Below are 13,210 nucleotides of genomic sequence, written 5' to 3'. Positions count from 1 at the left end.
CCAGGTTGCCCCGCGCTGCCGTTCGACTTGCATGTGTAAGGCATGCCGCCAGCGTTCAATCTGAGCCAGGATCAAACTCTTCAGTTTAATCTCTGTTTTTGTGTTCATTTCTGAACCCTGTCCTTGCAGACAGGTCGCTCACTCAAAATACTGACAGTTCCGTCATTCATTTCTGAACGACTTTCCTATTATTTATTTCTTGTGAAGCATTTGATATTTTTTAAGCATTCCGATCAGTTAGAAACTAATCGGTGCGCTTTCATCAAGTGCTCACATTTATTGACTGTTAATTGTTAAAGAACCGAATGGTTTAAATTCTTTTCCGCTCAAACCGAAGTATTTTTACCTGATTTAGCAACGAAGCGTTGTGTTCGTTTGCAGCAGAGAAGCGAGATTATGCAGCACTTTATTTACCCTGTCAACTCCCTGATTGCTTTTGCTGTTTGTTTCGATGCATCTTATGCAGATGTTGTCGCTTTCGCGTCAACTTCATCAAATCAAACCGCCGGAGTTGCTGGCTGCTGCTTTCTTCTTGCCTCCCGTTTTAGCGGGAGGCGAACTATAGCAAAGTTCGCCCCTTAAAAGCAAGGGAGTAACGTAAATTATTTACACTGAATTTGAACCGGGGAATATGACTAACGGTCAAGCGCGTCCGCGGACTTTAATACAGATGCAATCGCACGGTCGAATAAACTCGCGCTTTCGACCATGCGTGCGGTGCCGTGGGTCAAATGCTGGCAGAAGCCATCTATTGAAATAACGGCCGGTGCTTCATGTGATTTAAAACTAAGTACCATGCTATTAGTACCTGGGCTGACCCAATGTACGCAGCCCCGGTAAAAGATACCGTCCAGATTCATTTCAATTGGGACACCACTAATAAGTCGGGAACGCAACTCTTGCGTGTCGACGGCGCGCGCAGGCTTGCCGAGGCGTATCATTCCATCGTTTGACTCTCGAAGGCCAACCCTATCTGCATCGAGCATCGTGACGGTCAATCCGAGTTCTTCCAGAATATTTAATAAATATTTCTGCATTTCCGGAGATTTGTCTTCTGTGGCAATTTCAGAAATGACGACTGGCGGTTGATTTACAAACTCGTCAAAAATCGCATACATTTTTTCCAGTGACAAATCTGAAACGGCTTCGTCCCCTGGTTTCAACGCGCGCCCATGTGCATCATTGAGCCAATTCAATAAAGCATTTTGTTTAAACTGCCCCCATCCGAGCATGTCCATGCCAAAGCGCAGACTTTCCAGCATTGGCTGTAACAAAACCGAAAACTGCTGACGCTCTTCATTACTCCGCTTTGGACGAATACTCCAGATTACTTCGGGCACAAATTTTCTGAAGCGCTGTGCCAACTCTGGTTCTCTGCGATCTGCCAGATTGATCGCCCGCACCCATTCATTCTCAAGAAAGGCTAAAAATTGTGGTGGCAAGTTCATTACTGCCAAAGCTGCTTTCAGTGTACGTGAAGTCTGTTCAAATTGGCTATATCGTATCTGCGCTTCTTCTATTGATTTGACAGTGCGTCTGATTACTTTGTCTTGTATGCGTAACTCGCGCATGACGAAGGTGTCAAAGCGATTCAAAATTCTTTCAAACAGACCTGGAATTTCACAATCGTGCTTGCCCAGAGTTTTGAAGATACGTCCGAATTCTTGCTCAAACTGCTCTGCGCTGGATTCCACATATTGCACACCCAAAGCAACAGTCGCAATACGATTGAGTAACACTCTGGCAGGATGATGCTTACCACTCAAAAATTCTTGATCAGAGAGCGCTAACTGCAAAAGCAAAAATTGCAAGCGCCCAATCTGCACACGCAAATTGATGGGCAACACGGAATCAAACAAGATCGACTCAAATACCATTGCCACGACATCGATGCTCATTTGCTCCGCAGTAGACCGCGCCAACTGAAACAATACTTCGCGCTGCTCGTGGATCAGATTTCTGACTTCGCCATGCTCGTTCAACATTTTCGCTATCGGCGGTGTCAGCAATTTATGCATTTGACCAACAATTGCTGGAAAATCTAATCCTGCAAAAGAAAATTTTGTAACCGCAGCGGCTCCGCCCCCTGCGGAGATCGTCGTTTCATGTGCGACCTGCAATTGATGCACCAATTGACGCACTACTGATAAATTCTGGCTACCAGAACTTCCCCGCAAATTTGAAGTTTGTATAGGTGGCCGTGTTCTGGATTTACTCTCCCAGCTTAAGTCTTCTTCAGCGCCGAAAGCAATGCGTAACATGTCACCAAGACCAGCACCGCCCTCCAACCACCCTAATGAATGTGATTCATGTTCACTCAGCACAATCTGATCTTGAGGTGCTTTGGAGAATCCTGCACGACCACGTACTGCGAGAAATAATTGTTCTATGTTGATGGCTGGTTTGGTCATCAGTTCAGGGAATTCATCTTGTGCCGCGCCCCGAAAAGGAGCAGGCGCGGAAAATTCTTTCTGAACAGGACGACCAACACCCAAATGATGTTGCTGTGTATCGGCAAACACTGAAGAAACATTTGAACGTGAGGGCAAGCTTTCTGGGGTTTTGTTTATCTTCAATACTAATTGCGCGCTAATTCCTTGTTCTGCCAAATTAGCATTTGCACGTTGGTACATTTCAAGAACATTGCTACTGAGTGTTTCACCGATCTGGGTGATCAATATCGCCGTCTGTTCTGGTGGCAATTTTAATGCCTCAACCGATAGTGATATACAACGCGCGATCAGGTAAGGGCGGAAAGGATTTTCCCGCTCACAGATATCGTCTTGCCCGAACAGAACTGCCAGACGGATATTCAAATCAACCAATTCCTGCCCAGCGGCATCGCGGAAGAGTTGGGTTATGTTATTAAAGCGCAGGGAGCTTTCAAAAGTCGATGAATCAAGCAAACCGATATTATCGAGCGACAAAGAAAGCGCAGAGGAAGATGGACGGAAATTTTGGTAAGTTGTTTCTAAGCTTCGGTCGAGCAACTGATCCAAATTCAGGCTCAATTGTTGCGCCAGCATTTCACGATGTTCTTGCAGCGCTGCACGAGCGCGGAAAATTTCGGTTTGCTCTGAGGGCGAATTGCAAGAATTCGCCTTAGCAAACATGGTCTCAATAGCAGGTGCTACGATATGTTGGATCGCATTTTGAAACGTCGTGAAAAATTCTGAACGGGTACGTGTTAATAGTTCCTTCGGCTGCATACTGATCCTATTGCATAAATTACTTCATACAATATACAGAATGCCAGCCTTAGTTTGCAACTTTATGTAAACTAAGGCAAGTTTCTGGCTAAAAAATCCGACTCATGCAGCTTTCTTTTTGCGTGCAGCAACTTTTTTCACTGGTGTGCTAACTTCCACCTCAGCATCACCGGCGTCCGCTGCTTTGGACTTTGCTTTTGCTGGCGCCTTGGCTTTGCGCTCTTCAAATTCAAAGCTAACCTTGCCGTCTTTTGCTCTGACCAGGAAGGCTTTAAAAGGACGACGGGTACGCTGAGAAACGAAGCCTGGCAATAAGTCAGTTTTGCCATCAACCAGTAATTTCACCATTTGTTCAGGCAAAATTTCTTGTTGCAAAATAATACGACCACTGCGGAAATCGCAAGCTTTTGGCTTAGCCATGGATTTTTCGCATACATAATTCAGTGGCATTTCGTAGACCCCGCTGCCGCACTTAGGACACGGCCCAAGTGATGTTTGGGTGCTGAAGTCCATGCCTTCACCGTCTTCACCATCATCCTGACTCTGACCAAAATCAAATTCCAGCTTTAAATTATTGTGCTCGGTATCGGCCACAATTTTTAAGACAGCCGCAAACGGGCGTCCCATTTTAGAGCGGAAGCCTTGCAGTGGCCCGATTTCACGTTTTGCCAAGAGCTCTTCAACTTCAGCCACTTCGAATTGGCGGCTGCCTGGGGTTTTGCTCATAGAAAATTCGCACTTGGTACAAGCGAAACGACGATAGTTTTCTTTCACCACGCCACCACAATGTGGGCAAGGTGTGTGCAAGGTCGCATAGTCACCAGGAATGGTGTCGTTGTCGTATTCTTTGGCACGCTTAACGATAATTTGGGTCATTTGGGCAATTTCGCGCATAAATTCTTCGCGACTAATTTTGCCTTTTTCCATTTGCGATAGTTTGTATTCCCACTCGCCAGTCAACTCTGGTGAAGTCAGTTCGTCGACGCCAAGGCCGCGCAGTAAAGTCATCAATTGGAAAGCTTTAGCGGTCGGCATCAATTCACGCCCTTCGCGAAGCAGGTATTTTTCGGTCAGCAAACCTTCGATAATCGCAGCACGCGTCGCCGGCGTACCCAGTCCCTTGCCAGCCATTGCATCACGCAAGTCGCCATCATCGACCAGTTTTCCGGCACCTTCCATTGCCGACAATAAAGTCGCCTCGCTATAACGAGCGGGGGGTTTTGTGACCAGACCATGGGATGTAACTTGGTCTGCCAATACTTTTTCACCCTTCGCAACGGCAACCAGGGTGCCTTTACCTTCGGTATCTTTTTCTTCCAGAGCTTCTTTACCATAAATCGCTAACCAACCAGCGTTGGTCATGACTTTGCCTTCGGTTTTAAAGTGATGACCTGTGACTTCGGTAATACGGGTTGTAACTTGGAATTCTGCGGCCGGGAAGAACACTGCCATAAAGCGACGCGTCACCAGGTCGTACAATTTTTGTTCAGGTTCAGACAAGTTTTTCGGTGCCTGACCAGTGGGGATAATCGCAAAGTGATCACTGATCTTAGTATTATCAAAAATCCGCTTATTCGGTTTAACCCAATTACTTTTTAAAATTTGGCTGGCAAACTGATAGTAGTTATTGTTCTCAGAAATGGTACTCAAGGTTTGCTTGACCGTATCCAGATAATCCTCGGGCAAATGGCGCGAATCGGTACGTGGGTAAGTCAGGACTTTGTGCTTTTCGTACAACGCCTGTGCGAGACCCAAAGTATTTTTTGCTGAGAAACCAAATTTCGCATTCGCTTCGCGTTGCAAACTCGTCAGATCAAACAAACCCGGCGCCATCTGTGTCGCTGGCTTGGATTCTTCAGTCACATTGCCCTGGCGTCCACGGCAAGCGGCAACGATGGTGTCGGCAGCCAGTTTGCTCCACAGACGTTCGGCTTTTTTCTCTGGATCGTGTTCGTCTTTTTTGAACTGCTGATCCATCCAGCGACCTTCATAAATACCGGCCGCACAGACAAATTCGGCACGAACTTCCCAGAAGTCACGGGATACGAATTTCTTTATTTTTTCTTCGCGTTCAACCACGATAGACAAGGTTGGCGTCTGTACGCGTCCAACCGTGGTCAGGTAGAAACCGCCTTCTTTGGAGTTGAATGCGGTCATGGCACGGGTACCATTAATGCCAATCAGCCAATCAGACTCGGAACGGCAACGCGCGGCATCTGCCAAAGGCATCATGTCGTCGTCGCTACGCAATTTCTGAAACCCGTCCCGAATCGCGCCTGGCGTCATCGATTGCAACCACAAGCGCTTTACCGACTGTTTTGCTTTCGCATGCTGAGCGATCAAACGGAAAATTAATTCTCCTTCGCGACCCGCGTCACATGCGTTGATCAGTGCGGATACATCTTTACGTTTAATCAACTTCGTCAGTACTTTTAAGCGCGTTTCCGTTTTTGCAATCGGGTTCAATGCAAAGTAGGGCGGGATCATAGGTAAATGGGTAAAGCTCCATTTGCCGCGCTTGACATCGTATTCTTCGGGAACAGTGATTTCTAATAAATGACCGACTGCTGAAGACAGCACATAATCGTCGGATTCAAAATAATCATCATGCTTGGTGAAACCTCCCAAGGCTTTCGCAATATCGGCGGCGACTGAGGGTTTTTCGGCAATGATGAGCGTTTTTGTCATTTCGGGGTTCTCGAATGGTGTTCTGTGCAAGGAAACAATGTCGAATGTACAACATTTTCCGTAAATAAGCGTAAGACTAACCTAAATTAGCGGGGAATGATAAGCGTGACAGTCTAAAAATCGCAATCAATATGCGATTTTTGTCAGAAATCTCTGAATATTGAAATGATTAATGCAAAAGGCGGGTGGCATTGTCGTCATCTGACAACAATAATTCATCAAACATCAACATATCTGGTTCCGCACCCTGGCTCCACAACATCATCAGGACGATGATGCGCAACTTATCCAAAGGCAAGGGAGACTCATTCACTGCCAACGCTCGCTCAATAACAATTTCGCGTTGCAGAGAAGTCAATAAACCAGCAGATTCAAGAAATTGAATAAAACCTATTGCCTGGGTTCCTAAAGCGGAAACCTCGATCGGCGCATATACGCGAAAGCCTGTGGAGCTTTTAGGCGCAGGTTGAGTCTGATCGGTCGTCATGGCTAAGCCAGTGAGCCAGTCTAACGCTTCAGAAATTTCGTCTTCGGGAAAGCCAACAGCAGACAATTTTTTCACTAATGCTGCCGTGTCCGGACATGCGTCAGGACGGTAATAAGTTTCGTAGAGGTAAACAAGAATATCAAACATGGCACTACTGTATCTGTTGCTGAGGTTTCGGACAAGTCCTTTACGTGCGATTACGACAGAGTTTTCTGCAATTATATATGCCCTCACCGAGTATGCTCGCATACATACAGGCAATTATCGTGATCATTAAAATATTAAAAAATACCTCCTATCATCAGGGCGAACTTATGCAACAGCCCGAGATCGAAGTTCAGCAACAAATAAAGTACAATTCTTGAGGAAGTCCGTGTTTGCCAACTCATGCCAGGCGACGATAAAGTCCACCAGGTAACGCTTCAATTTGCCCATCTAATTCCAGGTTTAATAGTTGAGCATTCAAACATCCCATATCTAAACCACTTACCAGCGCCAGCGTATCCATTGGTGTCGGATCGAATGCAATATTTGCTAATAAACCCGAGGTGGGAATGTTTGCATGCGACAACTCACTTTCAGGCGTTATTCCGGAAAGATCTTTAAGCCTAGGTAGTTTAAGCCTGGGTAGTGAGAATTTCAGTTCTTCTACAATATCTTGTGCAGACTCAACTAATTTTGCCCCTTGCTTAATGAGTTGATGGCAACCTTTTGCCAAGGGTGAATGGATAGAACCGGGGATCGCGAATACTTCACGCCCTTGTTCAACTGCCATGCGTGCCGTGATCAAAGAGCCTGATTGTGCCGCAGCCTCAATAACCAGCACACCAAGTGCCAGACCGGAAATAATGCGGTTGCGGCGGGGAAAATTGGACGCCACCGCGGGCGCACCAAGTGAGTATTCACTTACTATGCAACCTAATTCAGCTATAGCATGGGCAAGCTCGCGATTTCTGGCAGGATAAACAATATCAGCGCCAGTACCTATCACCGCAACCGTAGAAGCCATGCCGCGCAATGCACCCTGATGAGCAGCAGCATCGATGCCAGCAGCCAACCCAGAGGAAATGGTCAGTCCGGCTTGACTGAGAGTTTCTGAAAACAACTCTGCATTGCGTATGCCCTGCGCGGTTGCATGACGACTACCAACCACCCCAATTCCCGGCGATGACAGTAAATCAAGGCGGCCTTTGACATACAACACGACCGGAGGGTCAGGGATTTCCAACAGCGCTGATGGATAGTTGCTATCAGCGAGCGTCAACACATAATTATTAGCTTGTTGACACCACTCGTACGTTTTTTCTGTCAGCGCCAACAAGGCGGAGGAAGGGGGTTGAAGTAACGCTTTAGCAATTCTGGGGCCAACTTCGGCAGCCAGTTGTTCGTAGCTGCATGCAAATATCTGTTCAGGCAGACCAAATGCGGTCAATAACTTCCGCGCTGTTCCCGAACCAACCCCTGGTGTTTGCTCCAGTCGCAACCAGGGGGAGAAGTCCGGATACAAATTAACATCCTATTATGTAATGCACAGCGCGGCTGTTATTGCGGAGACCGCGCCACGTCACCAACCTTAACAAAATCTCTGACCTGCATGACCAAGCCATAAGAAATATTGTCAAAAACGCGGAAAATAAACACATTGCCATATAGTTCATCTGGCAATTTCACCTCACGATTGTCATCAGTTCGGTCTCGAATGGTGGCGCCGTGGCGTTCTAAGGCCATGACAGTACCGACATCAACGCCACTCTCACTACCTCGGTTAATCGTCACAATCTGATTTTGACCTGCCACCGACACGCCGCCATACACGCTGACGATGCGTGCTCTCAAATCATCTGAAGGCGGATGTGGTACATAGCTCAAAATTGGCGTTGGCGGCAATGGTAACAACCGATCACCAGCCGACATTTCTTCTTTGGAATTGACGACGATGAAAGTGTGAACATCGCCTTCGTCGCCCGCTTCACGATCCAATTTCAAGGTACCGACAAACGCAGCCTCGTAACCGATCACGACTTGAGTTTCCGGATCTTTCAATGCTACACCAGGGCGAAACACCTGAAATGAGGTACCGCCATCCAAATCACCACGCACATAGGCTTTCTCACCCTGACCAAGATTGACTCTGCTTTCACTGGCAGAAACAATACGCGGCGTTCTGTCCAACGTAGTACGTTCAACAATCAGTGGCTGCGACAAGAATGGCTCAATCACGGATGAAGGAATAGACGGAATTGCATCGACACCCAACCCCTCTACGCGCGAATGCGGTGTCCACTTCACACTAGGGACGCCCCCACCAGCACCATTGGTACCAGACACATTACCAAGTCGCAAACGTTGATTGACGCGATCGAAATACACAATCTGACCAGGATAAATCCAATGCGGATTGCGAATATCTTCTTTGTTCATTCCCCAGACTTGCGGCCAGCACCACGGATTTTTCAGAAATTGCGCTGAAATCGCCCACAAAGTGTCTCCTTTGACAACCTCGTGCTTATCCGGCGCATCTGGTAAAAATGTACATTTACTACTATTTGCTACTGCCTGTGCCTGCGCTATGCTGGCATCAGCGGGGGTCGCAAACGAAACTCCAGGTGCAAATGAAATACCAGCAACGAGGATGGCGGTGATTGTGCTAAACTTTTTCATGTACATTATCCGATACAAAATGCTGCAAAACAGCAAACTGGCTCGCATGCAGGCAAACGCTTGCAAAACTTGCCAAATTGGATCAAATTCTGCCCATAAATCCTTGAACTAGCAAGAAAAACTACGCAATTGCCTCATCGGCTTGTTGTGAAAAGTCTTATGTCCATATTAAATATATTGCGTTATCCCGATCCGCGCCTTCATAAAAAGGCAAAACCGGTTACTGTTTTTGATGAAAATTTACAAAAACTCATCGCCGATATGGCGGAAACTATGTACGACGCACCCGGTGTCGGTTTGGCTGCGTCCCAGGTAGATGTCCATGAACAACTGGTCGTGATTGACACGTCAGAAACGAACGATCAGTTACAAGTTTTTATTAACCCTGAAATCACTTGGGCCAGTGCGGAAAAGAAAGTCTACGATGAAGGCTGCTTGTCCGTTCCTGGCGTCTACGATGGTGTAGAACGCCCGGCTGAAGTCAAAGTTAAGGCGCTCGATGCGAATGGCAATCCATTTGAAATCCATGCCGATGGTCTGCTTGCGGTCTGCATCCAGCATGAAATGGATCATTTACTCGGTAAAGTATTTGTCGAATATCTGTCGCCACTGAAGCGCAATCGCATCAAAACCAAAATGATCAAAGAAGAGCGCGAAATCGCTCGCAAAGAGGCAAACCGCAGATGAAGGTGATTTTTGCCGGCACACCGGAATTCGCCGCGATAGCGCTGGCCGCCTTACATCAAGCGGGGCATGAAATCGTGTTGGTGTTAACCCAACCCGATCGTCCGGCGGGGCGCGGCATGCAATTGCAGGCGTCAGCCGTCAAGCAATATGCGCTCGCTCACAACATGCCTGTGGTGCAGCCGGTGTCGTTGCGTTTAGACGGGAAATACCCTGAAATTGCAACCGAAGCGCACGCCTTATTACACAGTACGCCACATGATGTCATGGTCGTTGCGGCATACGGTTTGATCTTACCTTTGTCGGTTCTCAATATCCCGCGTTTGGGGTGCCTGAATATTCATGGTTCATTATTGCCACGCTGGCGTGGAGCAGCACCTATTCATCGTGCCATTGAAGTCGGGGACAGCGAAACCGGCATCACGATCATGCAAATGGAAGAGGGTTTAGATACTGGCCCTATGCTCTTGACTGAAAGCGTTGCGATCAAAGACACAGACACAACCGGTAGTTTGCACGATACGCTAGCGGCTATGGGTGGGAAAATGATTGTGGAAGCCTTGCACTTGCTTGAACAAGGTCAGTTGCCCGCAACAGTACAGCCAGAGCAGGGCGTCACTTACGCCGCCAAAATCAGCAAAGAAGAAGCCAGCCTGGATTTTCTGCAATCGGCCGACACTTTGGCCAGAAAAATCCGCGCATTTAATCCATTCCCTGCCACCCATGCACAATACGGCGACAAAGCGATTAAGATTTTTGCCGCTCATGCCGTTGCCAAAAGTAGCCACGATGTGGAACCAGGTACAGTCCTGAGCGCCTCGGCGCATGACGGCATCACTGTTGCCTGCGGAGAAGGCTGCTTACAACTCACTGAATTACAAAAACCTGGTGGAAAGCGCTTGCCTGCGGCTGATTTTCTGCAAGGATTCCCACTCCCTTGCGGAAGTTCGTTCGCCTTAAAATCATCATCAGTGCAGCAAAAAAACGACAGCTTCTGAACAAATTCACCAACAAGTTACGCATTCAGATCGAAAACCAGCGTTTACTTGTTGGTGCAGAGCAAATTCTTTGTTGTCGATTAAGACTTGTTGTATTCTCTTAGGCTCAATATCGGTCATCACGAGTATTTTCAGCCGTGACGATACTGAAAAGAATTTAAAAAGGTAAGCGCATGAAGAAACTTTTACCCGTTGCCGTTGCGGCTATGCTGCTGGCGGGTTGTTCCACTCCGTTTTATGACGCCGCAAATACAGCTGGTCCTGCGGCAGAAAAGCCATCTGAGCTACATGTGGCGTCGAATTGGCTGTTGATTGCTAAGGACGTCGCAAATCAAATTAAGATCGGCACAGACAAAATTGGAGCGCCAGTATTTGTTACGCCACCAAATGACGGCAGCAAATTTGCGCAAGCGTTTTATAACCAGGTTGTCACATCCCTCGTCAATCAAGGCGTAACAGTTAGAAAATTCAGTGATGGTACGGCACAAATTGTTGACATTGATACACAGTTAGTTCGTTTCTCCTCAGATAAGACCGAAAATCGTCATTTCCTCGGCATATCTGGATTTGGTTCTTCAACAAGCGGGTCAGAAGCGCAACCGACTTACGAAGTCATCGTGACAACATCATTGATCAAAAATTCTCAATACGTTACTCGTCGCACCGATGCATATCCTGTCAATGAATACGATGCTTCACTGTATAACAAAGATGCTGAATTTAAATTTAAAATTACCGGAGGCCAATAATGTTTAAACAACTTGTACTTGCTGTTAGCTGCGGCGTGTTATTTAGCGGATGCTCAAACATGGGCAATTTCGGGATCAATTCTTCTGGCACTTCTGCTGCGGCGCTGTCCTGGAAAGAAGCGGAAACCAACGAATTTATCCCTACCAACCAAAAAGCAGCAACGGCTTTGATTGCTGCGGCTGGTAACTCTCTCGATAAATCTCGTCCATTAATCATCGCTACACTGGCTAACATCAATGCGCTGGAAGAGTCTTCACCATTAGGGCGTATCGTGGCTGAACAAGTTTCAGGACAATTTACCCGTGCCGGTTATCAAATGGTGGAAATGAAATTCCGCGATAAAGTCTTCATTAAACAAAACGTTGGTGAATTATTGCTGACCCGCGAAATTAAAGAAGTCGCACAGGATCATAGCGCTCAGGCAGTAATCGTTGGTACCTATGCGGAAAGCGAAAAAATGGTTTTCGTTAATCTGAAATTGATACGTCCAGGTGACAACATCGTTCTCAGTACTTACGACTACGCTTTGCCAATGGACAGAACTGTCAAGTCTTTGCTCGGTCGCCACTAAGATAGCGTCCCGACACTACTTCCAGCCTTTAGTGAGGCTGGAAGTAGTATAAATACTCCCCGCCAGTATAAAAATTGGTAACTCTCTCGCCCAATTATTTCAATGCTACAGAGAGTAATTTGGTTGATACTCCCCCTTCCGTTTGTTATTTGCAATTAAGTTTTGAACATCGCACCTTGCGCCGCGTGGCTGATCGCTAAGACTGCCGGATGGGTTAATTTGCGCTGAACAGAAATGGCATAAAACTGCTCGCATATATCCTCGGTGCTACCTATCAGTTTCACATCATACTGGCGCATCACCATATCGGCGATCACACTTGGTGCGGCAAACATACCAGCGCCAGCCTGGCCAAACGCACACATCAAGGCACTATCGTCAAACTCGCCAGCAATTCGTGGATGCAGATTTTGCAGATCCATCCATTGCAATAAACGCGAACGCATTGCTGCATCTTCACCCGGCATTAAAAATGGCGCAGCTTCCAGACAGAATGGAAAATTCTGCGGATATTGCTCGCTCAAAGCCGTCGTCGCAAAAAAACTCACCCCCGACTCGCCTAACAGATGATTATAGGCGCGGACTTTTGCATTCGCTGGCATCGGGCTATCTGAGATTACCACGTCGAGTTTGTGGGCAGCCAATTCAGCCAACAAGACATCAAATTTCCCTTCGCGGCAACTGATACGCAGGGTCTGCGGCAATTGCATGGCGGGCTCTAAAAGCTTGTAGGCGACGATTTTTGGCAATGCATCGGACACGCCAACCCGTAATTGCAAAGTGCGTTCGGTGGGGCGATGATGCAATACTTCTTCGAGCTCCTGCCCCAGTGCAAAGATATCTTCAGCGTAACTCAATACCAGACGTCCAGCTTCGGTCAGTTCCAGATTGCGCCCGTTTTTACGAAATAAGGCCTCGCCTTGGTTCTGCTCAAACAAACTTAACTGTCCGCTGATGGTTTGAGGCGTAAGATGCAGTTGCTCACTGGCGCGCGCGATACTACCCGCTTTGGCAACAGCCCAAAAGTAATGCAGATGTTTGTAATTTAAATTGGACATTGTCAGCCTGAAAATAAAATACATCGAATTTTACGAAGTGTTTATCAATTATATTCGACTTTTATTTCAATTCACTTGCAACTAAACTTGTGTCATCCCTTCTA

At 47.1% G+C, this 13,210-nt stretch carries 10 protein-coding genes and 1 rRNA gene; 4 read left to right on the top strand and 7 right to left on the bottom strand.

The features are described 5' to 3' along the window. From H8K32_RS08695 to H8K32_RS08670, 6 genes are all read right to left on the bottom strand, one after another. A 16S ribosomal RNA gene (locus tag H8K32_RS08695) occupies positions 1 to 87 on the bottom strand; the annotation flags it as partial. Between the two features lie 548 nt (positions 88 to 635). Then, positions 636 to 3,209, bottom strand: coding sequence for a DUF1631 family protein (locus tag H8K32_RS08690; RefSeq protein ID WP_186912081.1), 2,574 nt, complete (start codon positions 3,207 to 3,209; stop codon positions 636 to 638). Between the two features lie 102 nt (positions 3,210 to 3,311). After that, entirely contained in the window at positions 3,312 to 5,897 is a 2,586-nt protein-coding gene (locus H8K32_RS08685) for a DNA topoisomerase III (protein WP_186912080.1), read from the bottom strand. Positions 5,898 to 6,066: 169 nt separating this feature from the next. After that, positions 6,067 to 6,531: a Smg family protein gene (locus tag H8K32_RS08680; protein ID WP_186912079.1), complete on the bottom strand. Its 465-nt coding sequence runs from the start codon at positions 6,529 to 6,531 to the stop codon at positions 6,067 to 6,069. Between the two features lie 238 nt (positions 6,532 to 6,769). After that, positions 6,770 to 7,891 (bottom strand): DNA-processing protein DprA, encoded by a 1,122-nt coding sequence (dprA, locus tag H8K32_RS08675; RefSeq protein WP_186912078.1) that lies wholly within the window; start codon positions 7,889 to 7,891, stop codon positions 6,770 to 6,772. Between the two features lie 35 nt (positions 7,892 to 7,926). Further along, entirely contained in the window at positions 7,927 to 9,045 is a 1,119-nt protein-coding gene (locus H8K32_RS08670; RefSeq protein WP_186912077.1) for a LysM peptidoglycan-binding domain-containing protein, read from the bottom strand. A 159-nt stretch (positions 9,046 to 9,204) separates the two neighbouring features. Here H8K32_RS08670 and def point away from each other — a divergent pair, with 159 nt between their 5' ends. The 4 genes from def to H8K32_RS08650 all read left to right on the top strand — a co-directional run bounded on the left by def (position 9,205) and on the right by H8K32_RS08650 (position 12,048). Continuing rightward, positions 9,205 to 9,732: a peptide deformylase gene (def, locus tag H8K32_RS08665; RefSeq protein ID WP_186912076.1), complete on the top strand. Its 528-nt coding sequence runs from the start codon at positions 9,205 to 9,207 to the stop codon at positions 9,730 to 9,732. Further along, positions 9,729 to 10,727 carry a methionyl-tRNA formyltransferase gene (gene fmt / locus H8K32_RS08660; protein ID WP_186912075.1) on the top strand — a complete coding sequence of 333 codons (999 nt, stop codon included), beginning with the start codon at positions 9,729 to 9,731 and terminating at the stop codon, positions 10,725 to 10,727. Before def ends, fmt begins: the two co-directional genes overlap by 4 nt. 173 nt (positions 10,728 to 10,900) lie before the next feature. After that, on the top strand, positions 10,901 to 11,476 hold the full coding sequence (locus tag H8K32_RS08655; protein ID WP_186912074.1) for a hypothetical protein: 576 nt from the start codon (positions 10,901 to 10,903) through the stop codon (positions 11,474 to 11,476). After that, positions 11,476 to 12,048, top strand: a complete 573-nt coding sequence (locus H8K32_RS08650; protein ID WP_186912073.1) for a FlgO family outer membrane protein — start codon at positions 11,476 to 11,478, stop codon at positions 12,046 to 12,048. Before H8K32_RS08655 ends, H8K32_RS08650 begins: the two co-directional genes overlap by 1 nt. A 155-nt stretch (positions 12,049 to 12,203) precedes the next feature. Here the strand turns inward: H8K32_RS08650 and nhaR are convergent, their stop codons facing one another. Continuing rightward, complete coding sequence (gene nhaR, locus H8K32_RS08645; protein ID WP_186912072.1) at positions 12,204 to 13,106, bottom strand: transcriptional activator NhaR; 903 nt, start codon at positions 13,104 to 13,106, stop codon at positions 12,204 to 12,206. Between the last annotated feature and the right edge of the window lie 104 nt (positions 13,107 to 13,210).

It is taken from the genome of Cognatundibacterium jejuense, from assembly GCF_014284255.1.
In the GTDB taxonomy this organism is placed as follows: domain Bacteria; phylum Pseudomonadota; class Gammaproteobacteria; order Burkholderiales; family Burkholderiaceae_D; genus Undibacterium; species Undibacterium jejuense.
Note: the sequence above shows the minus strand (reverse complement) of the source record. Positions and strands in the feature narration are given on the sequence as shown.

Coding starts and splice junctions, on each gene's coding strand:
- H8K32_RS08680 (WP_186912079.1), bottom strand. CDS start 6,531: ATGTTTGATATTCTTGTTTACCTCTACGAAACTTATTACCGTCCTGAC.
- fmt (WP_186912075.1), top strand. CDS start 9,729: ATGAAGGTGATTTTTGCCGGCACACCGGAATTCGCCGCGATAGCGCTG.
- H8K32_RS08655 (WP_186912074.1), top strand. CDS start 10,901: ATGAAGAAACTTTTACCCGTTGCCGTTGCGGCTATGCTGCTGGCGGGT.
- H8K32_RS08690 (WP_186912081.1), bottom strand. CDS start 3,209: ATGCAGCCGAAGGAACTATTAACACGTACCCGTTCAGAATTTTTCACG.
- def (WP_186912076.1), top strand. CDS start 9,205: ATGTCCATATTAAATATATTGCGTTATCCCGATCCGCGCCTTCATAAA.
- H8K32_RS08650 (WP_186912073.1), top strand. CDS start 11,476: ATGTTTAAACAACTTGTACTTGCTGTTAGCTGCGGCGTGTTATTTAGC.
- nhaR (WP_186912072.1), bottom strand. CDS start 13,106: ATGTCCAATTTAAATTACAAACATCTGCATTACTTTTGGGCTGTTGCC.
- H8K32_RS08685 (WP_186912080.1), bottom strand. CDS start 5,897: ATGACAAAAACGCTCATCATTGCCGAAAAACCCTCAGTCGCCGCCGAT.
- H8K32_RS08670 (WP_186912077.1), bottom strand. CDS start 9,045: ATGAAAAAGTTTAGCACAATCACCGCCATCCTCGTTGCTGGTATTTCA.